This is a genomic window from Paraburkholderia panacisoli (genome assembly GCF_008369935.1).
Lineage (GTDB): Bacteria > Pseudomonadota > Gammaproteobacteria > Burkholderiales > Burkholderiaceae > Paraburkholderia > Paraburkholderia panacisoli.
The window spans coordinates 1-21,520 of sequence record NZ_VTUZ01000038.1; the positions used below are offsets into that span (position 1 = coordinate 1).

Consider the following 21,520-nt stretch of genomic DNA (forward strand, 5'->3'; position numbering starts at 1 on the left):
CAGCCATATCGGTCTTCCTGCCCGGCAGGTTGCGTGTCTGCCTGCCATTGACCATGCGCACGTCCAGACCGGCACTTTCGAGTACACCGTACAACGGTAACCAGTAAACGCCGGTCGCTTCCACCGCGACCGAATGCACGCCCTGTGCGAGCAGCCAGTCGCGCAACGCGTGCAGCTGCGACGTAACGGTACCGAACACCTCCGGCCTGTTGCCGCCCACCGAAACATGCATGTGTTCGCTGCCGACGTCCACGAAGGCGGCTAATGGATCGAGCATCGGGAGTTCCTGTGACATCGCGACCTCCACAGTTGGGCATCACCATGCGCGCGGTGGCCCTGGCCTGGTCACGTCATAGGCAAAACAAATCTTTCCAGCGGGAAGCAAGGCTCACCAAAATGTGCGACTGATCATGACCAGAGCCAGTCTTCTCCACGGGCAATCCAACCGGTGTCGGATGCACCAGAGGCCTCTCAGCTACGCTGCCAGGAACCACTACGCGTGATCTAACAATAGCCGAATCCGGGTTCATGGTCCGTGTGCGGTTTTCGGCGAAAACTGGCTGCTTCTCCAGAACCGGCAACACCTTGATGGCCCAGCGATGCACGGTTGAATGGTCGACCGAAATTCCGCGCTCCGCCATCATCTCTTCCAGGTGTCGAAGACTCAACGGATACGCCACATAGTCGGAGAAGCGAATTGAGAAAGGCGATTCAGTGAGGAATCAGTTTCTCCCTGGCGAGTTCGAGTGAATCGAGGAAGGTACGCATAGGCGTCTTGCCAGAAGCACGAGCGCAGCTTGTCAACACGGGAGATCAGCACGCGTCGGGCCGCCTTTTCCGCTTCCGTCCGCGCACGCATGCCGCTGCCCTGTTGCGCCCAGCTACCGGCCGTTCGGACCCTGGCCGCCGGCCAGTATGGGCATATTCCCATAATCGTTGGGGCGTCCGCCGAGGACGAGGTTGAGTGAGATATGATCCCTGATTGCCACCGGGGCGCTCGACAAATTGAAGCTCATCCACCGACGAATCCGCTCTAGCGTAACCATTGTCGCGCTGGGACGTGTTCCGGGCCGCAAGCGGCTGCACTCACCAGGCACAGCAATCGCACCAGATCGGCATCAGAGCGCGAAAGCAGCGGCAAGGCATACAGAGAAGGCAACCACGCTTACATACAGAAACGGAGAATCGAACGGTGCACCATCTAGGCATTGCCGTCATTGTGTTTGCATGCGTGTTTGGTAGCGCACTGCTCGGATTGTATCTGCACTCCCTGTTGCCCGAGCGCCATCTCAGCGATGAATCGGTCGGTGTCATCAAACTGACGATCGGATTGATAGCCACGATGGCCGCGATAGTGCTGGGACTGCTGATCTCGTCGGCGAAAAGTTCGTTCGATACCGCGAACACTGCGGTCGTACGCGACGCCACCCATATCATTCTGCTCGATCGCACACTGGCCCAATATGGGCCGGAGACGCAGGAGATCCGTACCTTGCTGAAGCAGTTCGTCGCCAGGGGAATCCAGAAGGCCACTTCTGGCGACCCGGATCAGTTGGCAAGCATGCGTAGTCCCGAGGAGCTTAGACGGGGGGAAAACATTCAACGCAGGCTGGCGGAACTCTCGCCGCACAGCGAAGAGCAACGTCGGCTACAGGCGGTCGCCATCCAACTCGCCAGCGAAGGGCTGGCGATGCGAGAGCTTGCGCTGCTGCAAGCAGCAGGCTCAACCCCCATGTCACTACTCATAACGCTAGTGTTGTGGCTGTGCATCATCTTCGGCTCGTTTGGCCTGTTCACGTCCCCCAACACGACTGTCACCACGACGTTTTTTCTGGGCGCGGTATCCACATCCATCGCAATTTTTCTGATCCTGGAAATGAACACGCCGCTCGGCGGGAGTATCACTGTCTCGCTTGCGCCGGTGCGCGAGGCGCTCACCATGCTTGGCCAGTAGCCACGGAATCCCCGACTGCAGGCTGCCGCGTTGCGTTGCGACCCACAGACTCACGGCGACCTGACAGTTGTCCTGTCGATATGACTCCTCGTGTCAAGATTCGTCAGTCATCTCCCGTTGGCTAGCGCGGCAAGTTATCCACGGCCGGCCGGCGGGTCGCCGGTTATGACCACGACGCTGGCCGGCAGTGAATAACCTGCCCGATCAGATATTCTGGACTCCTCCGTATCACACGAGTGTTCTAACAGCATTGAGGCCGGGCGCTGAAATCCGGGGCAGTTGCCCGGACCAACTTCTATCCGTGCCGGTACGAGACCGGGCACCACATACCGCATGCGCAAGGCGCTGGAACCACCCCATTACGGACGCGCCCCATCTAGAACGACGGTTACCTCCGAAGGTAACCCGCTTACTGTCCAGGCGCGCTGAACCTTCAATGCCGACGGCCTCGGGAATTGCGCCCTCCGGCGCCACCGCGCGCACCGCGCCTCACAGGGCGGCATTGTCCAGGTTTGCCGAACCCTGCGTACAACCCGTGACGGCTGCCCAATCGGCATCTGCCGTCATAAGCTGTTGCACAGGAGCGGCTATGCGCTGTTTCTACATGCCTATTTCAAACTGGAGAGGACAATGTTAATGCTCAAGGGATTTCATCACCTGACCCTCGGCGTGAGGCACGCACAGGAGGACGTGGACTTCTACGTCAAGCTGCTCGGGCAGAGCCTCGTGAAGAAGACCGTGCTGCTCGACGGCGAGGATCCCATCTACCACCTTTACTATGGCAACGCGAATGGCGATCCAGGGACGCTGGTGACGTCGTTCCCGTTCCGTCAGCGGGGCGTCATGGCGCGTCCGGGATCGGGCCAGGTGCGGGTCATCAACTACTCGGTTCCCAAGGGCTCGCTCGAATTCTGGCGCAGCCGTTTCGATGCCATGGACGTGCCGTACGATAGCGAGATCGTCGAGCGCTTCGGAGAGCGCCGCCAGCGGTTCCAACATCCGTGCGGCATCGAGTTCGATCTCGTCGAAACGGATCTCGATTCGCGTCCGGCTTGCGTTGCCAGCGATATCCCCGAAGCCCATGCCATCCGCGGCGTCCACAGCATCACGCTGTCGCTGCGGGAAGTCGCCGAATCGATCCGCTTCATGAGCGAAGCGATCGGTTTCCGGAACGCAGGCCAGGCGGGATCCTACTACCGCTTCGAGACGTACAACGGCGGCCCGGGCATGATCGTCGAGTTCCTGCATGAGCCGGACCGGCACCAGGGTTCGTCGATCTACGGCGAAGGCACGGTCCACCATGTGGCCTTCGCGGTGGACAACGTGGAACAGCAGGCGATCCTGAAGGAGAGAATGTTTGCCCTGGGCTACATCGACACGTCCGAATCGGTGCACCGCAACTACTTCCGCTCGATGTACTTCAAGATGCCCGGCGGCGTGATGTTCGAGGCGACCACCACCGACATCGGCTTCGCGATCGATGAAGAGCCCGGCCATTTTGGCGAGGAGTTCCAGCTCCCGCCGTGGCTGGCGGATCGCAAGGACGAGCTGCTGGGCCGGCTCGAGCCCATCTCTGTATGACGTTGCCGGGGATCACCATGCAAAAGCCGAAAGTACTGGTTGTTTTCTACTCACGAAACAGCTCCACCGAGATGCTGGCCAAGGCTGTCGCCGAGGGAGCCCTCGAGGTTGGCGCAGAAGTCCGCATGCGGCGTGTGCGGGAGGTTGTCGGCCCCGACGTCATGCGACAGGCGCCGGGCTGGCTCGAGAACGCCACGGAGATGAACACGAAATACGAGGCCCCGACCGAAGCCGATGCCGAGTGGGCTGACGCCATCGTGTTCGGCACGCCGACGCGGTTCGGGTCGATCTCGGCCGAACTCAAGGCGTATATCGACGGGCTCGGCGGCCTCTGGTTCGCGGGAAAACTGAATGGCAAGGTGGGCTCGGTCTTCGGCTCGACGTCCTCGCGCCACGGCGGCAATGAAGCCACGCTGCTGGCGACTTATGCGCCCATGGCGCACCTGGGCCTGATCATCGTGCCGCTGGGCTATGCCGACGCGGCGATGTTCAAGGCCGGCACCCCGTACGGCGCGACTCACGTCTCGCAGCGTGACGCGGTGAAGCCCGACGACGATCACCTGGCGGTTGCCCGGTTCCAGGGCCGCAGGGTGACGACCATCGCCCGTGCCTTGCACGTCCAGCCGCAGCACGTGGCAGCCTGAAAGTAAAAAGCCTGATAGTAAAAAAAGGGCGGAGACTCGCAGTCTCCGCCCGATTCTTGCGTCGGCACAGGCCGACGACACGATGGCAACCGCTCAGGTTGGCGCTGTCTCCATGCAGCTTGCCATGGCATCGATCTGGCGCGATGGCGGTAGCAAGTCGATCATGGCGCGGACCGTCTCCGTGCAGAGGGAATGGCGCTTGACCGGTGCATCGAAATAGCGGGCAACGTTGGGCAGGTCGTCGCACCTCGACGTGAGCCCCAGATACGCCAGCCGCACCAGGTTGACACCCCAAAGCACATCCCCAAGGGCGAACGCGCATCCCGCGAGATACGGGGCTGGTGCGGAACCCGGCGTGCGGTCCAGCGCCGTCAACACGCCTTCGACGTGATGGCGTGCGGTGCGCTGGAATGCGGCATCGCGGCGAACCGCAATGCCGCCGAGTTTCTTCGCGATCCTGGTGCGGCAGGCGGCAACAACTCCTGCGTCCCCGGCATCGACGATCATCGACTCGAGCGCCGCGATCTTGTGATCGTAGACTGTTTCCGTGATCGTCTTGAGCGCGTTATTCCGCAGCCCGAGCGTTTCCCTGCCCGCGCGCGTGCGGACACACCGCAGGTGGATCGCCGATGATGCCGCGCGCAGACCAGAGTTCCGGGAATGGGATCTCGTTCATGGTCGGCAGGAGCCAGGCAATGCCCTCGGTGCCGAAGTAGGCCGGCCGGGCGCCGAACGTCCGGCGCGTCGCCATCAGGTGCAGGTGCTTCCACTCGGAGAATCCCTCCGCGATATCGGCCAGCGTCTCGCCGAGCTGCTGCAGCTCCCGGTGCTTGTCCGGGTCGGCGTAGACGTCGCGCCAGACGTTCTCGACCGCCTTGTCCGGCGAGTAGGGCACACTGAAATCGCGGTCGAGTACCACCGCCGGCACGGCGAAGCCCTTGCGGCTCAGGTGGGCGAGCACGTCGTCATACAGGCTCGGCTCTGCCAACGCCCTGCTGAGTTGTTCCCAGCGCCGGGGTTGCGGCAGGAAGTGCTGCAGGTGCTCCCCCTGCTTGATGCCGAGCAGGTAGACCATCTGCCGGTACGTCCAGCCCTGGAGGGCGGTGTCTTTGCCGAACTTCGGGCCCACGCAGGACAGGATGGCCAGCAGGTCGACGGGCGTCATCCACGCGATGGAGCGCCATGTGGCATTGAGCGGCTCGTGGTGGGCGACGACGCGCCGCAGCGTCCGGCAGGCCCCGGTCAGGTCATCGGCACGCAATTGCGCCTGCGCGGCCTGCATTTCCTTGATGATCAGCATCCAGTAGAGCTCGGACACCTGCGCCGATACGATCCAGGCGTGCTCGCCGGGATGATCGCTGACCGGGTGCTGCAGCGAGTGGAGCACGTCTGTCTGTAGCCAGTCACTGTATGGCGTATGCCCGGCTGGCGTTCCGGCCGGTGCCGGGGATGAGGGCTTGACGGTATCGTTCACTTTGGACTCCTTGTGGTGGTGGGGGCGGGCAAGTTTTGTGGAACGGCGGCGGTCCGCAGCATCGACTCCATCTGCGTCAGGCCTGTTGCGGTGATCTGCCGACTGGCGAGGGCATCGAGCGCGTGGCGCAGGCCGACGGGCTGCGGGAAGCGGTAGGATGGCTGTCCGGTCATTACCACAGGCTCTCCAGCAGCCAATCCAGCTTCGTGCCGGCATCCTCGCCAAGGTCGCTGACCTCGGAGGGATAGTTCTGCTTGAGCAGGGCCGCCATCTCGGGAAGCTTCGCCCGATCGAAATCGAGGTCGCCGAGCCGGCTCGGCAATTCCAGTGCGTCCACGGTTGCCTCAATGCGGTCAGCGAGGAATGCGGCGGCCGTGCGGCTGCCACGGTCCGTGGAGAAAATCTCAAGCTTTCGGCCATAGGCATCGGCGCAGGCGCGGATAACCGGCGCCAGAGCAATGCACGATGTCACGCTGTGCGGTACCCCGAACGTCCCGCCGAGCATGTGCCCGATACGATGGCTCAGGCCGTAGATGACCGAAGCAGGATAGAAGTAACACTGCCACGCAGCGAGCTGAAGCTGCAACAGGTCGTCGGTCGACACGTGGCCTCCCGCGATGGCCTCGCGCGTTTCGAGCTTGCGCGGCCACTTCTCCAGCACGGCAAGAAAGCGCTCCACGCCCCTGGCGGCCAGAATGGCGTGAGGGTGATCCACGTCGACTCGGCGCATGCCTTCCACCGCATGGTCGATTCCCTTGATGGCCGAACTCAGCAGCAGCATACGTGGCGTGTCGACAATCATCCGGGGATCGATCACCACCAGCCTGGGTGTCGTTTCGCGCACGGCATAACTGCGCTTGAACTTCTGGGGACCGTCCGTTTCCGTCACGCCGAAGTAGTGGGAGAACTCGGAACCCGACAGGGTCGTCGGAATCGCGGCAATGGGCAGGTAGCGGCCTGTCTGCTGGAAATGCTGGTAGGAAACTGCCTTTGCGGCGTCTAGTACAGAGCCGCCGCCGACGGCGATGATCGATCCTGCATTGGCCTCGATGCATGCACGCAGTCCGTCGCGTACAGCGAAATCGGGCACATGCGGCGGCAGGCCGGTGAAGGTGCCCACGCCGTCGCCGATGGCAGGCTGCAGGTGCTCGCGGTTCAATGCCTCAAGGAATTCCACTGTGAACGTCATCGGACGGCGGATGCCGTAGTTCCCCATGGAGGGGGCGACGGTTTTCAGCACGCCGTGTCCCCAGACAATCTCTTCCTGCGGCAAGCATTTCAACTGGTTCATTCCACTTCTCCACCGTGTTTTCGTATGCGATCGGGGCTCCGATCCCGAGTAGGAAGATAGGCGAATCGGGTTCGCACGTGCGCGCGGGATTGGGGAACAGAGCGTCCAGGAATTTGGACGCTGGACGTGTGCGAATGGGCGCCTGTCGTTCGTTGTTTCCGGACGAAGCTTTCAAGTTTTGCCCTCTTCACAAGGCAGGGGACGTGTCTATGATCCTTTCCACCGTAGCGACCCCCCACCACGAGAACGGAGACATGAAGATGGAGGCAATCCAGATTACAGAAGCGCTGATTCGCGGACGCCACAGCAAGCGCGGCTTCCTTGACCAGCCGGTGCCGATCGAGACTGTCAGGGACATCCTGTCGGTCGCGAAATACGCGCCGAGTTCGAGCAACACGCAGCCCTGGCGCTGCTATGTGCTGACCGGAAAGGCTCGCGAGAAGATTGCGGGAGCTGCGGTGGAGGCGTATCGCGCCGATCCTGAGGGACTGGCGCCCGACTACCCGTTCTTTCCAAAGGAATTACCGGCGCCATTCTCGTCGCGCTTCAATACGTTTCGCGGGATGCTGGGCGATGCGCAGGGCGTGCACAGGAGCGATATCGTCGGGCGCCGGCGCGACGTCGAACGGCAGTTCCGGTTCTTCGATGCGCCAGTGGGACTGATCTTCACCATGGACCGGCGCCTGGAATGGGCCAGCTTCATCTGCTACGGCTGCTTTCTCCAGAACATCATGCTGGCCGCGCGCGCCCGGGGGCTGGACACCTGCCCGCAGCAGATCTGGTCGCTGCAATCGGCGGTCCTTCGTGAAGGCCTTGCCATTCCCGACGGGGAGATGATCGTGGCCGGAATGTCACTCGGCTATGCAGACAACAGTATTCCGGAAAACAACATGGCACTTCGCAAGCTGGAACTGGACGAGTTCGTCTCGTTCGTCGATCACTGACACGCGGAACCGTCCAGGCCGCTCCTTGACCTGGAAAAGCGCGAACAGGCGATAGCCATCGTCAGCGAGTTTCGGCAGGTTGTGGAGATGTCGAATCGTTATGGCAGGTGCGCTTCACCGGCTGATGCGGATGCCCCGAGCCCTCAGCCGAAAAATAGAATACGGAGACGGAGGAGACGTGATTAAAGTGCCCGCGAAGTTTTCTGCGGTGGTTGCGCTCGCATGCTTGCTGGCCTCGAACGCCGAGGCAACCGAGAATGGTCAGATCAGTTACCCTGTTGGCGTCAATACCGTATTGAACGGAATTTTGCCACCGCCTGGTGAAACCCAGTTTTACAATTACACGCTCTACTACGATGCCGGAAAGTTCGCTGGCCCGCATGGAGAAGGTCTCGTGCCCGGGTTCCAGTTGAAGGCGTTTATTGACGCCCCGCGTATCGTTCACACATGGGGCACTAAATTTGGCCCCTTTACTCTGTCTAGTGGCGTAATCGTCCCGCTCGTTCATATTCGGACGGACACGCCAGGCGGCAGCGACAAGCGCAATGGAATTGGAGACATCATCGTTGAGCCCTTGTACATCGGTTATTCAAATCCATCGCGATCATTCTTCGCCTACCTCACCACCGAAATTTCAGTGCCGAGCGGGTCCTACTCGCCGAACCGAGTGGCGAACACTGGCCGGAATGTATATGCGCTAACGCCGCAACTCAGTACGACATGGTTCCCCACGCCCGCAGTTGAAGTCTCTACCACCACGCTCGTAGAAATCAGTTCACCGAATTCAGCGACTCGATATCACTCTGGCGCTGTTGCAGCACTTGAGTATCTTGTTGGCTATTCGCTTAACAGCAAGTTCCAGCTCGGACTTCAGGGATATGTGCTGAAGCAGTTCACCGATGACAAGGTCGACGGCATGCCCGTAGCAGGGGGTGGGTTTCGCGGAAAAGCTATCGCAGTCGGGCCGCAACTACGATACATGTGGTCGCCGGCGGCCGGCATTGTGTTCAAGTATCAGCGCGAGTTCGACGTGCAGAATCGGCCGCAAGGCAACAAGTATTGGGTTGAACTGTGCTTCCCTCTTTGATCGCAATGCTGCGTCACAGCCTCGGTCCGCAATTGTTTGAGCAACAGTTGTTGGCGGGTGATATCAGCCCGTGTAACCAGCAGCATTCCGGATGTAGCTGTCTGTCAAGCTAAGGACCACTAATAAAACTCCTCAACGAATCGGGAGCAGATGACAGCGCAGGCGAGCCTGGGCTGAGCGAGATGGATATCGGGGCGACGGTCGAAGCGCATGCGCAGTTTGCCGAAGCCGGCAAGCTGCGCATGCGTGCGCTCGACAACCCAGCGATGTTTGCCAAGGCGGTCGTTGTTGGCAGATGCCTCGCTTGCGCAGATGCCGACGGCTCCTTGCGATGTCGTACCCCTTGTCGGCGTGCAGTTTGTCAGGGCGGCTTCGCAGTCGGCCGGGCAGGCATGGCACCGCCGGTATTGCATCGAGCAGGTCTTCGAAGGCAACCGAGTCGTGCCGATTGGAACCGGTCACGGCCGGCGCCAAAGGAACGCCGCGCCGGTCTACGGCGACGTGGTGTCGTTTGCTGCCAGGTTTGCCGCGATCCGTGGGGTTCGGGCGCATTGACGGTCGCGGCGCGAGCGGGCGCCGGCCACGGCAATGGCGGTCATTGGGGGCGTTCGACCGTGGCACTGCGCGCACCCCTTGCAGTACCATCGATGGAAAGCACACACCATTGGCCCAACCCAACCGCTATCAAGGCAGCCAGATGCTGGACCTGAAAGACGTTTTTCACTTCGTGCAAGTGGTCGACCGCGGTGGTTTTACGTCTGCCGGCAACAGCCTGGGGCTGCCCAAGTCCACGTTAAGTCACAGGGTCAAGGAGCTGGAGGCTTCGCTGGGCGTTCGCCTGATCAACCGGACCTCGCGCCAGTTTGCCTTGACCGACGTAGGCGCTGAGTTCTACCAGTACGCTGTCGCCTTGCTGCAGAGCGCCGACGTCGCGGAACAGGCAATGCGCCAGAGGCTCGCGGAACCCAGCGGGATCATTCGCGTGACGGTAGCGGTCGAGCTTGCGCAGTTTGCGCTGCGCCAGGTCCTGCCGACCTTCCTGAGCAGCCATCCCAAGGTCAGCATCGTGGAAATCGCCACGGACAGGCTCGTCGACGTTGTCGGCGAGGGCTTCGACCTGGCGCTGCGCGGACATACCTCGGCACTGCAGGATTCCAACCTGGTCCAACGGCCCATTGTCAGGGCGCCATGGTACCTGTTTGCGGGTGCCGACTACCTCGAACGGATGCCACGCCTGGAGGAACCGGAGCAACTTGCATCCCATGCCATCGTCTCGATGGTGCGCAAAGGGCCGCTGCAGTGGCAACTGCGCGGCCCCGACGACAGGCTCGTCATCCTCCCGATCGAGCCAAGATTCCAGAGCAACAGCATGATGTCCCTGAAGGAGGCAGCCTGCGCCAACGTTGGCGTGGCAGCCCTGCCCGGGTATATCTGCCGGTCCGAGCTGCAGGCTGGCGTGCTGCGGCAAGTACTGCCCGGCTGGATCGCCGCGGATGCGCGCATCTCCGCCCTCATGCCCTATCGGACCGGACTGCTTCCCGCGGTGCGGTCGCTGGTCGATTTCCTCGCCGCAGAGCTGCCCAAGGTCACCGCGTTCGACGGCCGCTGACCCGGCACTACCTCCTCTCGCTCGAATGCTACGCGGGCCACGCCCCGTGTGGCCCGCCGGGCGTTCCATATTCGTGGACGCTGTGTTCGGCGCCAGCCAGCTTCCAAGACCGAGCCGATCAACTATCGTTTCCTCCCAGGGATAAGCCAACCGCAACGTCACCATGGAGTGGAATACATGAACCAGCTGAACTGCCTGCCACAAGACGCGATCTTCCGGGGCCACGACATACTGCCGACGGCTGTCGTGTCGCTCGACCAGCATGGCATCCGGCGCCCATCCCGAACGACGGCCCCGCATTCCATGGGCTTGCGCAACGCGCTGGATGCCCTTGCCACGCGGCAGATCACCGCGACGGCATTGACGGAGCAGGCACTCGAACGCGCGGAAGCCAGCAAGCAGCTGCTCAATGCATTCTCGGCGATCGATTGGGACCGTGCGCTGAAGGCGGCCGCGGAAAGCGATCGCCGCTATGGCGAAAGCCGGCAGCGGGCATTGGAAGGACTGCCCATCGCGGTCAAGGATCTGATCGACACCAAGGGCATGGAGACCCGCTACGGTTCCGCAGCCTATCTCGGCCATCTGCCCCACGCCGATGCCGACATCGTGAAAGCACTGGTGGAACGCGGCGCGATCATCATCGGCAAGACTACCACGCACGAATTCGCGTGGGGCGTGACAACCGCCAGCGCCAGGTTTGGCGATACCCTGAATCCGCTGGACCATGCGCGCATACCCGGGGGTTCCAGTGGTGGCGCCGCGGCGGCGATTGCGCACGGTGCCATCAGGGCGGGCGTGGGCACGGATACCGGCGGCTCGGTCCGGATTCCCGCCGCGCTGTGCGGTATCGTCGGATACAAGCCCACGCTCGGCACGTTATCCACGCGCGGCGTGTTCCCCCTGGCGCCCACTTGCGACCACGTTGGTCTGCTCGGCGAGCAGGTCGATGACGTGCTGTTGCTCGCCGATGCCATGGACATCAAGGTTCCCGAGAGCGATGCGTGGCTGTCCGCACGGCTGGGCGTCATTCGTGACATCGCACCGGTTCCACTCAGTCCGGAAATTGCGGCGGCATTTGATGGCGCGATGAAGCGGCTGGCGCAAGATTTTGCCTGCGTGAACGTCAGCACGTCCGGTCTGTTCGATGCGGTATTCGGTGCCTTCGCGAGCATCGTCCTGATCGAAGGCGGCATCGAGCATTTCCGCCGCAACGACTGGGACCGTATCTCGACGCGCTACAACCCGGAAACCGTCGACCGGTTGAAACGCGCCGAAACCATGGACCTGCGCGCCTATGCGGCGGCCCAGCAGACCAGGCGAAGTTTCACGACAAGGCTGCACGAGGTGATGTCGACGGTTGACTATCTCGTGCTGCCGACATGCCCGTGCACCGCACCGCATCTCGATGCCGGCACCGTGAGCATTGGCGCCTGGACCGGCACGGTCCGAGAGGCGCTGATGACCTATACGGCACCGTTCAATGTCGCGGGATTTCCTGCCATTTCGATTCCTCTCGCGACCGGCGAACGCAGCCTTCCCGCTGCATTGCAGATCGTTGCGAAGCCCGGCGACGACGGTGCGCTGCTGCAGATCGCACAGCAGATGGAGCTGATGCTCCGAACGGGCAGCGCCCACAAGCGTCGATAGACGTCAACCCCACTACCAGGAGACAACGATGAACGATACCGCCAAACCTGAGTGCCAGGAAATCAGCAATGAGCCATGACAAATTGATGAATATGACGGCCGGTGCCCGTGCCGCCATCGCGGACCCCGCGCGAATCTCTCTTGTGGGTAGTGACGCCAGCCCGCGCTTCGAACTGTTCCACGCGGCCAGTTCGCTCTGCTCACAGAAAGTGCGCACGGTATTGTTCGAGAAGCAGTTGCCGTACCGTTCGAACAATATGATGATCCTCGGTTCGATGGGTCCGGAGGGCGTGGTTCCAGCCGAGCACTACCATCCGCCTTACGTCCGACTGCGGTTGCTTGCAGGCCGGGAAGTGGGACGGGACCTTGTCAGCGGCTATAGCGGGCGTACTTCGGTGGAGACCGAAGGCTTTGATCCCTGCGTGGTCCCGTTGCTTGTGGACTACGAGGCTGGCCGTGTCATTGCCGATTCCAAACGGATCTGCTGCTATCTCGATGCGGTGTCGCGCGATCCCGTTGATCTCGTGCCGGAGGATGCCGATGTGCGTGTCCACGTGATGCACCAGGTGAGCATCGTCGATCAGATCCCGAACGGCACCTTGCTCTACGGCTTTCATCCCGATGCCGACCTGCGGCCTGAAGCGCTAAAGACGGCGATGGAAACGGTCTACGACTACAAGATCAAGGCGCTCGAAGCCATGATTGACGCCAATGCCGACGATGCGGAGCTCGTTGCGGCCTATCGCGCGAAGATCGCGAAGGAGCGGGGCGGCAAGTCGGTCTGCCACGATGCGGGATTTCAGCGCGCCGCACGTCAGCACGTCGCGGGCCTCTTGACGGACCTCGACCATGCGCTTGGTTCGTCATCTCCGTATTTCAGGGGGGAATCATTCTCGCTCGGCGATGTGCTGTGGGGTGTCAACCTGGTCCGGATGGCATATCTGGGGCTTGCGTCGATGTGGGAAAACCTGCCCAACGTCGAGCGATATGTTGATGCGCTGGCCAAGTGTCCGTCCCTGTGCACCGAAGCGGTCCAGGCCACGGTCGATTCCATGCCGCCTTCGCGCTATATGCATGTCATTGCCGGCTGCGGGGAGGTGGTGCCGGTGTAGTCCTCCAGCCGCAGGCACCGGTCAATGCCGGTGCCTGCGGCTGGAGGGGAATGGGCCAACACCGGCTTCGGCACGCTGATCGCCGAGGGCAAGGAAACCCGCCAGTTCGGCGAGCACCGCTACGTGCTCGAACACTCGCTGACGGCCGACGTCACGCTGGTCAAGGCATGCAAGGCCGACAAATCGGGCAACCTGATCTACCGGCGCACCGCGCGCCACTTCAATCCGATGTGCGCGATGGATCTGGTGGTGGGCATCAAGCGCGTGGTCGTGCTGATGGAGCACGTCGCGAACGGCGATCAGCACAAGATTCTCGAAGAATGCACTTTGCCGCTAACGGGCGTGGGCGTCGTGGATCGGATCATCACGGATCTGGGCGTGATCGATGTCAGCGACAACGGCCTGAAGCTCGTCGAGCTGGCCGATGGCGTGACGGTCGAGGAAATTCAGCAGAAAACCGGCGCGCCGCTCGATGTCGGGAGTGCGGCTTGACCTGCTCTTCGCAACATTCCTGCTTCCCGGCGACGGTCAGCCAGGAGGAACTGCATTTTCGCCGGATCGATACGATGAAAGCGGGACGGACCATCTATAAAGAGGCGGGTCCAGCCAATCACAGCCAGAGGTGCTGTTCGATCACATATGCCAACCGTATCCGGCAGCACGTGGGCCATGTCCGGCCATTGACCAATCGAGGACCTCGGCCCCTCGGACGTCTCTTATATCCTGTCAACGGGCATCGAGTGCTGCCTTCGCTCTCTCCACGCGGCTACCATTCGGCGGTGTTTCAATACGTTCGGTTCGATTGGGGATTTCGACCGTGAAGCTCGCTTTTTGGCCGTGAATGCCCGCCCATCGCCTTGACCAATGGAACCGCAATCGCTTGATTTCTGTAGATCAAAAGCGCAATGTCGAACGTCTCGGTGCGTTGTCCCATCCGTGGCAAAATGCAACTGCCAGCACGCTGTTCGGGCGGCGCTTGTGCCAAACGCGAGAGGAAGTCTGTTCATGGACGACGACGCGCATGCCTTTAACGGGCTCCGCCCCCGATTGCAGAAGATTGCCTATCGAATGCTGGGATCTGTGGCCGAAGCTGAAGATATCGTGCAGGACGTCTGGCTGCGTTGGCATGCGGCGGCCCGCGAGAGCATCGATAACGCGGAAGCGTGGCTCGTCGCGGTCACGACACGGATGTCCATCGACCGTCTGCGAGCGGCGAAGATTCAGCGCGAACACTACACGGGCATCTGGTTGCCCGAGCCGGAGATGACCCACTCACCGGCTACACCCGAAGAGGTCACGGAGCGTGCAGACGACGTCTCTGTGGCATTTCTGGCGCTGCTCGAGCGGCTGATGCCGGAAGCGCGGGCAGCCTTCCTGCTCCGCGAGGTGTTCGACGCGGACTACGGCGAAGTCGCTGAGGCCATCGGCAAGACGGAGGCGGCGTGCCGGCAACTGGTAAGCCGTGCAAAAGCGCAACTACGCGACGAACGCCCGCGCTACGAAGTGCCGCGCGAGACGCATCTTCGCCTCCTGCGGACCTTCGCGCAGGCGCTGGAGGGCGGCGACTTCCATGCGATCAACGCGTTGCTGGCCGAAGACGCGATGCTGATTGGGGACGGCGGCGGCAAAGTCCCGAGCTCCCCACAACCGATGGTGGGGGGCCGGCGCATCGCGCAGCTTTTCTACGCGCCGTCGCTGCGTTACGGCAGCGAACTCAGCGTCAAGCTCGTGGTGCTCAACGGTCAGTGGGCGCTGCTGCGCTTTATCGAAGGCAAGCTCGAATCGGCACAGTCGTTCGAAACGGACGGCGAGCACATTGTTCGTATTCTTGTACAGCGCAACCCTGATAAGCTCGTACGCATCGCGGCGGCACACTCCAACGGTTGAACGCCGATCACTCTCGGGCGCGCACGCGCCTCGACTCGTTGATTGGTACCTCGCGTACAACACGGTGAGCCCGTTCGCACGCCTGCCGCGACACGCCGCGCCCACCTACGATGACTTCCTGCGGCCGATGGCCGCCAGCAGCGCCCGCGAAGCCCGGGTGCTCACAATCGTCGCCAGGAGAAATCATGACGCAACGTATCAACTACATTCAGCAATCGCCGGATCTGTTCAAGAAGTTCCTCGAACTCCGCAATCTGCTGAAGGACAGCGCAATCGAAGAATCGATCCGTGATCTCGTGTCGATCCGGGCGTCGGAGCTCAATGGTTGTGGATTTTGCCTCGACATGCACGTGAAGGAAGCGCGCATCCACGGCGAGCGGGAACTGCGCCTCCATCATCTCGCGACGTGGCGCGAATCGACGCGCTTTGCGCCACGCGAACGTGCCGCGCTCGCCTGGACGGAAGTGCTGACGAAGCTTCCCGAACACGGCGTGCCCGACGATATCTATGAGCGCGTGCGTACCCAGTTTGCCGAGAAGGAACTGTCGGACCTGACGTTCGAAATCATGGCCATCAATGGATGGAACCGCACAAACGTCGCGTTCAAGACCGTGCCGGGTTCCGCGGACAAGGCGTTCGGCCTCGACAAGGCCAATCTCGCCTGATCGGCGGGCTTGTGCTGTCCGTCTTTATCTTCGGCCCGCGCGCGGGCCACGTCATTTGAGGAACACACCACCATGCTTCGCTTGAAAAACGCTGCACTTGCCGTGTCCGTCGTCGTCTGCGCATTGATGGGCGAGACCCGCGCCGCGCCGCCGGCAGCCATCGTCACGCCATTGATGACGAAGCCGCTCGACGACTATCCGGGCAAGGAAGCCTTGATGATCACTGTCGTCTATCCGCCGGGTGCCGTCGATCCTGTCCATCGACATAATGCGCATGCGTTCGTCTATGTGCTGGAAGGATCGATCGTGATGCAAGTCAAGGGCGGCAAGGAAGTCACGCTGACGCCCGGACAGACCTTCTATGAGGGCCCGAACGATATTCATACCGTCGGACGCAACGCAAGCCAGACTCAACCGGCAAAGTTCATCGTGCTGCTGCTGAAGGACAAGGGGGCGCCCGTTCTCGTGCCGGAGAAGTAAGCCCGAGCGCATGCCGACGCTTGCGTCCTCAATAGAGAACGACGGACCTTGTCACAAATGGCGGCGCTCGTACGTCTAGTCGTGCATGGACTCCACGACTCGCGCTGCCATGTCAGACTACCCATCACGCCGCCTCGTTGCCGGCGCGGACGATCCGTTCGCAAGCAGCTTTGCGACCAGTTACGCCGGCGTCGTTTCCTTTCTGGCCGTCGCCAATGAAGGCAGCTTTGCCCGCGCCGGTGATCGCCTTGGCATCGGCCGATCCTCGGTTAGCCGCAACGTACAGAAACTCGAGGCTCAGCTCAATGCGCGTCTTTTTCAGCGCACAACGCGCAGCACGTCGCTCACGCGCGAAGGAGAGCTTTTCTACGCGAACTGTCAGCCGGGCATAGAGCGCATCGCCCAGGCGCTCGAGGACATGCGGGAGCTGCGCAATGGGCCGCCTCGCGGTCATTTGCGCATCGGCGCCACGCCCGGCTTCGGCCGCAAGATCGTCGCGCCGCTGCTGCGCAGTTTTCACACACAATATCCCGAGATCATGCTGGAACTGCTGCTGAACGATCGGCCCGCCGACTTCACTGCCGATCGCATCGACGTCTCGTTTCGAGACGGACGCATGGAAGACAGCGGAATCGTCGCGCGGCAGCTGATTCCGATGCAGATGATCGTCTGCGCATCGCCCGCCTATGCACGGATTCACGGCTTGCCGCACCACGTCGACGACTTGCTCGACCATAGCTGCATCAACTTCCGCACGGCGTCGGGCCGCGTCAGGGAGTGGGAATTCAAGGTCGACGGTCTTGCGCAGCGGCGCCAGCCCGTCGCGCAACATACGTTCAACGACGTGGATCTGATCCTGCAGGCAGTGCTCGACGGGCTGGGCATCGCGCAGTTGCCGGCCTATCAGGTGTGCGATCTGCTTGGCGAAGGCCAGTTGATCAGTTGTCTCGCGCAGCACGCACCCGAAGACGGCGGCCATTACCTCTGCTATCTCAGCCGCAAGCATCTTCCTGCCCGAATCCGTGTGTTCATCGACTACATGACCGACACACGAGGGCGCTCGATCTGCAGTGTCTGACGACGATGACGACGTTATCGACCATCGAGTGACGACACCCCGAACGACGATGCGTTCCGCGCGTCTTCGCCTCTGCCAGACAAGCTGCGATTGATCTTTCCCATCGTTCCGGGATGCGCTTTAGGGCGATTCGTACCTCAGTGCTGGTATTGGCAAGTTCCAGCGAAAGGTTGCCTATCACGCATCCAAGTCTGAATTCATTAGCTGCGTGGTCCTCGGCAAGCAGCCCGAAAAACCTTTCGATTCGCGCGTGACCTGGTCCAGAGTATTGCTCAGTATGTTTCATAGCCATCCCCGGACTCATCGGGTGAAACCATCACCTCGCGGGCCGCGCGCAGCAGATCCCTCCGCCCGAATCTCATATGGTGACGTTCGTGTTTAGCGATGCCCATTACGACATCAGATCTGCGGCCACAGCGGGTGTCGGGCACCATGTGGCACTATCCATTGTCGGGACCGACCGAACGCCAGACAATGGATACTTTCGCGCGAAGGTCGCCCAGGAGAAGCTGATCGAGGCCTCCGGCATTCCCTCCACCGTTATCCGCTCGACCCAGTTCCTGGAATTTCCTGGCGGCATTGCTGATTCCAGTGCGGATGGAAACACAGTCAGGATTTCGCCAGGCCTGTTCCAGCTGATCGCGGCCGACGACGTCGCTGGCATGCTTGCCGATGTGGCGCTCGCGGCGCCACAAAACGGCATCGTCGAGATCGCCGGCCCGGAGCGCGCGCCATTCAACGAAATCGCAGCCCGCTATCTGAAGGCGGTCGGCGACCCGCGTGAGGTCAGACCTCGAGGACCGATACTTCGACGCTCGTGTTGAGGAGCATTCCCTGGTGCCGTTGGGCGAGGCGCGCCTCGGCCGCATCGGTATAGAAGAATGGCTATGCCGCTCATAGACAGGGCTCTGATCCCACCTACGCCAATTGAAGAATAGGAAAACAACGCTGGACAGAGCTTCTCCGAGATGCCGGGCGATCGCCATATCGTCAGCCCGGCATGCGAAGGACATCGTACTCGTAGCCGTCGCCGCGCTGGATGTCGCGAAACAGCAATTGGCGGCGAGCATTGCTCAGGTCGACAAGACGACGATTGCTTCGCACCCCGATGTGTGCAATGCGGCCTCTCAGGTCCGCGACAGGCAGTATGACTTCGCGTGAGGTAGAGGGCTGGCCTGCCATGCACGCCACGAATCCTTTGACTCGCGATAGCCGTCGGCGATTGCCACGCGCTCCTTGCTCCCACCCGGCTTCACGCCGATGCTTACCAGCAGGCACTCGCCATCGGAGTTTTCGGTGCGCGTGCCACCTTCCGCATTTGAAGCTGCGGGGCCAAGCTTGCTTACACCTTGACTCGCCTGGGACAACCAATTCCGGACAATTGTGCGTCCCCAGGCCGCGACGATGCATGGCGCGCCAATTGGTGCCGACGCGACAACAGAGTGTGCGCCGTGGCGACACTACCGGCACCTTGTGTCGAAGTCTAGGATTCTCTCCATGTAGTTTCTGCGGAGAATGTTTCGACGCAGGTTCGGTGAGTTCAACGCCCGCCTACTCATGAGGGGAAAACATGACGCAAGGTCTTAACTACTTTCAGCAATCCCCGGAACTGTCCACGAAGCTTCTGGAACTCTACATGCTGCTCAAGAGCGGCACCATCGAGCAGCCCATCGCTAACCTCGTCCAGATGCGCGCGTCGCAACTCAATGGCAGCGTGTTATGCCTCGACTTGCATGTCAAGCAGGCCAAGGATCCACGGCGAGCGCGAACCGCGCCTGCATCACGTCGCTATCTGGCGCGAGTCGACGCTGTTTCGGTCCCCAGATCCGGACCGATGGCGTCCGCGCGTTCGACCACAACGATGCGTGGGCGCACGTCTTTGCCGAGAATGCCACAGAGCCGCTGTGACGGATTTCGTTCGCCAACCGCCGTGGCGATGTCCACGCTGTGATCCGCGTGGGGCGGGGGCATCATGAAGCGCTGAGAGGGACATGATTGTCGTGAGTCTGGATGAGGCGAAGTTGCGTCAGGAGCTTTGTGTGGACACTAATTCCCTTCAGGTCGTGGCCGTTATTGTCGAGGCTTTCGAGGAGGGGTCTACGTATTAAAGTCGAGCGCAACGCGGCTGTTGTACTGATTTCATGTCCTATTAAACATCCGACTAGTCGGCTATTTACAAGCAATGCGCTCACGTAAATGAGCGACCATCCGACGCCGCCGAGTGCGGTCAAGAAAGGAGTATTACCCATGTCTTCAAATAATCGCAGCCTCACCAAGGGCGTGGCGCGGCGTGACTTACTACTCGGCAGCGCTGCCGCAGCTGGCTCTCTTGTCGAGGCGAGCTTGCCGAGCCCGGCAATGGCAGCTCCGTCAGCAAAGGAGGCGCATCATGCAAAGGCAGGCGGAAAGGCCTCAGGCAGTTACATCGCGACAAACGACGGCACGCAGCTCTATTGCAAGGACTGGGGCGCTGGTCGCCCCATCGTGTTTTGTCATGGCTGGCCACTCAGTTCGGACAGCTGGGAATCTCAGATGATGTTCGTTGCGTCGGACGGGTATCGTGCAGTCGCACATGATCGTCGTGGCCACGGCCGTTCAAGCCAGTCCTGGAATGGCAACGAGATGGACACTTATGCCGACGATTTGGCTGCCGTGTTCAACACCCTTGACCTGCGCGATGCCGTACTCGTGGGTTTCTCCACGGGCGGGGGCGAGGTGGCTCGCTATATCGGCCGGCACGGTACGCGACGGGTCTCCAAAGTCGTGCTGGTTTCAGCAGTGCCGCCTTTGATGCTCAAGACGCCCGCCAACCCGCTTGGCTTGTCAATTGAAGTTTTCGATGGCCTGCGCGCCGCGCAGCTCGCCAATCGGTCCCAGTTCTACAAAGATGTGCCCGCCGGTCCGTTCTATGGCTTCAACCGTCCCGGAGCAAAGCCTTCGCAGGGGCTGATCGACGCATGGTGGGCTCAAGGCATGCAGGGCGGACACAAGAATACTTATGACTCGATCAAGGCGTTCTCGGAAACCGACTTTACCGACGACCTGAAAAAGATCGACGTGCCTACCCTGATTATCCACGGCGACGATGACCAGATTGTCCCCATCGATGCCGCCGGACGCGCTTCGGCAAGGCTGATCAAAAACTCCAGGCTGATCGTCTATCCCGGCGCGCCGCATGGATTGACGGACACGCATAAGGAAAAATTCAACGCCGACCTGTTGGCGTTCATTCGCAGTTGAAAGCCCGTCGGCTCGATGGCTGACATTGCTTTTCGGTGCCGGCAGCTAACCCATGCAATCTGAGAGTTAATTCCCATGTGCAACAACCACAATTGCTACGCAGATCCCGTTGAACCGGCCTTGCCGAAGAGCGATATGACACTGGATCTCCAGCGGACGGCGCTGGTGGTCATCGACCCGCAAATCGACTTCATGAGTCCCGAAGGGCGTAGCTGGGAGGTCGTCGGCGAAAGTGTGACGGAGCACAATCTCGTGCCCAACCTTATCCGCCTGTTCCAGGCTGCGAAGCGGGCGGGTATCACCGTCGCCATCTCTCCTCACTATTATTTTCCCCATGATCACACATGGAAAGTGCACGGTCCCGCCGAGAAGTTTCAGCATGCCTTGGGCATGTTTGACCGACCTGGCGCGCTGACGCTGGACGGCTTTCAGGGTTCGGGGGCAGATTTTATGCCAGACTTCAAGCAGTACATCGAGGATGGAAAAACCATTATCTGCTCAACGCACAAGCTGTACGGCCCACAAGCCAACGACCTCGTTCTGCAGTTGCGCAAGCAGCGCGTCGATCAGGTGATTCTTGTAGGCATGGCCGCCAACCTATGCGTCGAGTCCCATCTCCGGGATCTGCTGGAGCAGGGCTTCGAAGTTGCGGTTGTACGCGACGCGGTGGCAGGTCCGAAGGTGCCGGAAGGCGACGGATATCACGCGGCGCTAGTCAACTTCCGCTATATCGCGAACGCGCTCTGGGATACTGACGAAACCGTGCAGCGGCTGGTAGGAGGTGTTCGCGCAGCGGCGTAATCCCCGTGATTTTGATGCGTGCCGTC

At 61.3% G+C, this 21,520-nt stretch carries 18 protein-coding genes and 6 pseudogenes; 18 read left to right on the forward strand and 6 right to left on the reverse strand.

Annotation, left to right across the window (positions count from 1 at the left end; genetic code table 11):
- A partial coding sequence (locus FVF58_RS37520; RefSeq protein ID WP_149674744.1) for an IS110 family transposase occupies positions 1-295 on the reverse strand: 295 nt, incomplete at its 3' end.
- 897 nt (positions 296-1,192) lie between these two features.
- On the opposite strand from FVF58_RS37520, the gene FVF58_RS37530 reads away from it, so the two are divergent.
- The 3 genes from FVF58_RS37530 (at position 1,193) to wrbA (ending at position 4,179) form a co-directional block, all read left to right on the forward strand.
- Entirely contained in the window at positions 1,193-1,954 is a 762-nt protein-coding gene (locus tag FVF58_RS37530; protein WP_149674745.1) for a bestrophin-like domain, read from the forward strand.
- A gap of 630 nt (positions 1,955-2,584) precedes the next feature.
- Positions 2,585-3,535, forward strand: coding sequence for a ring-cleaving dioxygenase (locus FVF58_RS37535; protein ID WP_045239060.1), 951 nt, complete (start codon positions 2,585-2,587; stop codon positions 3,533-3,535).
- Positions 3,536-3,552: 17 nt separating this feature from the next.
- Complete coding sequence (wrbA, locus tag FVF58_RS37540) at positions 3,553-4,179, forward strand: NAD(P)H:quinone oxidoreductase (protein WP_149674746.1); 627 nt, start codon at positions 3,553-3,555, stop codon at positions 4,177-4,179.
- A gap of 93 nt (positions 4,180-4,272) precedes the next feature.
- Here the strand turns inward: wrbA and FVF58_RS37545 are convergent, their stop codons facing one another.
- From FVF58_RS37545 to FVF58_RS37555, 3 genes are all read right to left on the reverse strand, one after another.
- Entirely contained in the window at positions 4,273-4,686 is a 414-nt protein-coding gene (locus tag FVF58_RS37545; protein WP_149674747.1) for a glutathione S-transferase family protein, read from the reverse strand.
- Between the two features lie 58 nt (positions 4,687-4,744).
- On the reverse strand, positions 4,745-5,653 hold the full coding sequence (locus tag FVF58_RS37550) for a tryptophan 2,3-dioxygenase (RefSeq protein ID WP_149674748.1): 909 nt from the start codon (positions 5,651-5,653) through the stop codon (positions 4,745-4,747).
- A 172-nt stretch (positions 5,654-5,825) separates the two neighbouring features.
- Positions 5,826-6,944 (reverse strand): iron-containing alcohol dehydrogenase, encoded by a 1,119-nt coding sequence (locus FVF58_RS37555; RefSeq protein ID WP_149674749.1) that lies wholly within the window; start codon positions 6,942-6,944, stop codon positions 5,826-5,828.
- Between the two features lie 260 nt (positions 6,945-7,204).
- On the opposite strand from FVF58_RS37555, the gene FVF58_RS37560 reads away from it, so the two are divergent.
- Together FVF58_RS37560 and FVF58_RS37565 are read left to right on the forward strand one after the other, a co-directional pair.
- Positions 7,205-7,888 carry a nitroreductase gene (locus FVF58_RS37560; protein WP_149674816.1) on the forward strand — a complete coding sequence of 228 codons (684 nt, stop codon included), beginning with the start codon at positions 7,205-7,207 and terminating at the stop codon, positions 7,886-7,888.
- Between the two features lie 178 nt (positions 7,889-8,066).
- Positions 8,067-8,975, forward strand: coding sequence for a SphA family protein (locus FVF58_RS37565; RefSeq protein ID WP_149674750.1), 909 nt, complete (start codon positions 8,067-8,069; stop codon positions 8,973-8,975).
- Positions 8,976-9,094: 119 nt separating this feature from the next.
- On the opposite strand, the pseudogene FVF58_RS37570 reads toward FVF58_RS37565, so the two are convergent.
- Positions 9,095-9,521: pseudogene (locus FVF58_RS37570) on the reverse strand (transposase); the annotation flags it as partial.
- A gap of 151 nt (positions 9,522-9,672) precedes the next feature.
- Here FVF58_RS37570 and FVF58_RS37575 point away from each other — a divergent pair.
- From FVF58_RS37575 to FVF58_RS37610, 8 genes and pseudogenes are all read left to right on the forward strand, one after another.
- Positions 9,673-10,584 carry a LysR substrate-binding domain-containing protein gene (locus FVF58_RS37575; protein ID WP_149674817.1) on the forward strand — a complete coding sequence of 304 codons (912 nt, stop codon included), beginning with the start codon at positions 9,673-9,675 and terminating at the stop codon, positions 10,582-10,584.
- A 48-nt stretch (positions 10,585-10,632) separates the two neighbouring features.
- On the forward strand, positions 10,633-12,231 hold the full coding sequence (locus FVF58_RS37580; RefSeq protein ID WP_246217363.1) for an amidase: 1,599 nt from the start codon (positions 10,633-10,635) through the stop codon (positions 12,229-12,231).
- A 68-nt stretch (positions 12,232-12,299) separates the two neighbouring features.
- Positions 12,300-13,343: a glutathione S-transferase family protein gene (locus FVF58_RS37585; protein ID WP_149674751.1), complete on the forward strand. Its 1,044-nt coding sequence runs from the start codon at positions 12,300-12,302 to the stop codon at positions 13,341-13,343.
- A 51-nt stretch (positions 13,344-13,394) separates the two neighbouring features.
- Positions 13,395-13,835: pseudogene (locus FVF58_RS53360) on the forward strand (CoA-transferase); the annotation flags it as partial.
- A 513-nt stretch (positions 13,836-14,348) separates the two neighbouring features.
- Positions 14,349-15,230, forward strand: a complete 882-nt coding sequence (locus FVF58_RS37595; RefSeq protein WP_149674752.1) for an RNA polymerase sigma-70 factor — start codon at positions 14,349-14,351, stop codon at positions 15,228-15,230.
- A 185-nt stretch (positions 15,231-15,415) separates the two neighbouring features.
- The gene (locus tag FVF58_RS37600) at positions 15,416-15,895 is read left to right on the forward strand and encodes a carboxymuconolactone decarboxylase family protein (RefSeq protein WP_149674753.1); all 480 of its coding nucleotides are present in this window, start codon (positions 15,416-15,418) and stop codon (positions 15,893-15,895) included.
- Between the two features lie 72 nt (positions 15,896-15,967).
- Positions 15,968-16,375: a cupin domain-containing protein gene (locus FVF58_RS37605; RefSeq protein ID WP_149674754.1), complete on the forward strand. Its 408-nt coding sequence runs from the start codon at positions 15,968-15,970 to the stop codon at positions 16,373-16,375.
- A gap of 109 nt (positions 16,376-16,484) precedes the next feature.
- A pseudogene (locus FVF58_RS37610) lies at positions 16,485-17,485 on the forward strand (LysR family transcriptional regulator).
- Positions 17,486-17,508: 23 nt separating this feature from the next.
- Here FVF58_RS37610 and FVF58_RS54935 read toward each other — a convergent pair.
- Positions 17,509-17,757, reverse strand: a pseudogene (locus FVF58_RS54935) (LmrA/YxaF family transcription factor); the annotation flags it as partial.
- Between the two features lie 103 nt (positions 17,758-17,860).
- Between FVF58_RS54935 and FVF58_RS37620 the strand changes: the two are divergent.
- The 5 genes and pseudogenes from FVF58_RS37620 to FVF58_RS37640 form a co-directional block, all read left to right on the forward strand.
- Positions 17,861-18,353 (forward strand): annotated as a pseudogene (locus tag FVF58_RS37620) (SDR family oxidoreductase); the annotation flags it as partial.
- Between the two features lie 27 nt (positions 18,354-18,380).
- Positions 18,381-18,614 (forward strand): hypothetical protein, encoded by a 234-nt coding sequence (locus tag FVF58_RS55215; RefSeq protein WP_484217519.1) that lies wholly within the window; start codon positions 18,381-18,383, stop codon positions 18,612-18,614.
- 409 nt (positions 18,615-19,023) lie between these two features.
- Positions 19,024-19,267, forward strand: a pseudogene (locus FVF58_RS37630) (carboxymuconolactone decarboxylase family protein); the annotation flags it as partial.
- A gap of 433 nt (positions 19,268-19,700) precedes the next feature.
- Positions 19,701-20,693, forward strand: coding sequence for an alpha/beta fold hydrolase (locus tag FVF58_RS37635; protein ID WP_149674756.1), 993 nt, complete (start codon positions 19,701-19,703; stop codon positions 20,691-20,693).
- Between the two features lie 75 nt (positions 20,694-20,768).
- On the forward strand, positions 20,769-21,494 hold the full coding sequence (locus tag FVF58_RS37640) for a cysteine hydrolase family protein (protein WP_149674757.1): 726 nt from the start codon (positions 20,769-20,771) through the stop codon (positions 21,492-21,494).
- Positions 21,495-21,520: the final 26 nt, after the last annotated feature.

Bases quoted from the DNA above. Each gene is read 5' to 3' on its own strand.
- FVF58_RS37585 (WP_149674751.1), top strand. From the start codon at position 12,300: ATGAGCCATGACAAATTGATGAATATGACGGCCGGTGCCCGTGCCGCC.
- FVF58_RS37600 (WP_149674753.1), top strand. From the start codon at position 15,416: ATGACGCAACGTATCAACTACATTCAGCAATCGCCGGATCTGTTCAAG.
- FVF58_RS37560 (WP_149674816.1), top strand. From the start codon at position 7,205: ATGGAGGCAATCCAGATTACAGAAGCGCTGATTCGCGGACGCCACAGC.
- FVF58_RS37595 (WP_149674752.1), top strand. From the start codon at position 14,349: ATGGACGACGACGCGCATGCCTTTAACGGGCTCCGCCCCCGATTGCAG.
- FVF58_RS37535 (WP_045239060.1), top strand. From the start codon at position 2,585: ATGTTAATGCTCAAGGGATTTCATCACCTGACCCTCGGCGTGAGGCAC.
- wrbA (WP_149674746.1), top strand. From the start codon at position 3,553: ATGCAAAAGCCGAAAGTACTGGTTGTTTTCTACTCACGAAACAGCTCC.
- FVF58_RS37605 (WP_149674754.1), top strand. From the start codon at position 15,968: ATGCTTCGCTTGAAAAACGCTGCACTTGCCGTGTCCGTCGTCGTCTGC.
- FVF58_RS37640 (WP_149674757.1), top strand. From the start codon at position 20,769: ATGTGCAACAACCACAATTGCTACGCAGATCCCGTTGAACCGGCCTTG.
- FVF58_RS37575 (WP_149674817.1), top strand. From the start codon at position 9,673: ATGCTGGACCTGAAAGACGTTTTTCACTTCGTGCAAGTGGTCGACCGC.
- FVF58_RS37545 (WP_149674747.1), bottom strand. From the start codon at position 4,686: ATGATCGTCGATGCCGGGGACGCAGGAGTTGTTGCCGCCTGCCGCACC.
- FVF58_RS37635 (WP_149674756.1), top strand. From the start codon at position 19,701: ATGTCTTCAAATAATCGCAGCCTCACCAAGGGCGTGGCGCGGCGTGAC.
- FVF58_RS37555 (WP_149674749.1), bottom strand. From the start codon at position 6,944: ATGAACCAGTTGAAATGCTTGCCGCAGGAAGAGATTGTCTGGGGACAC.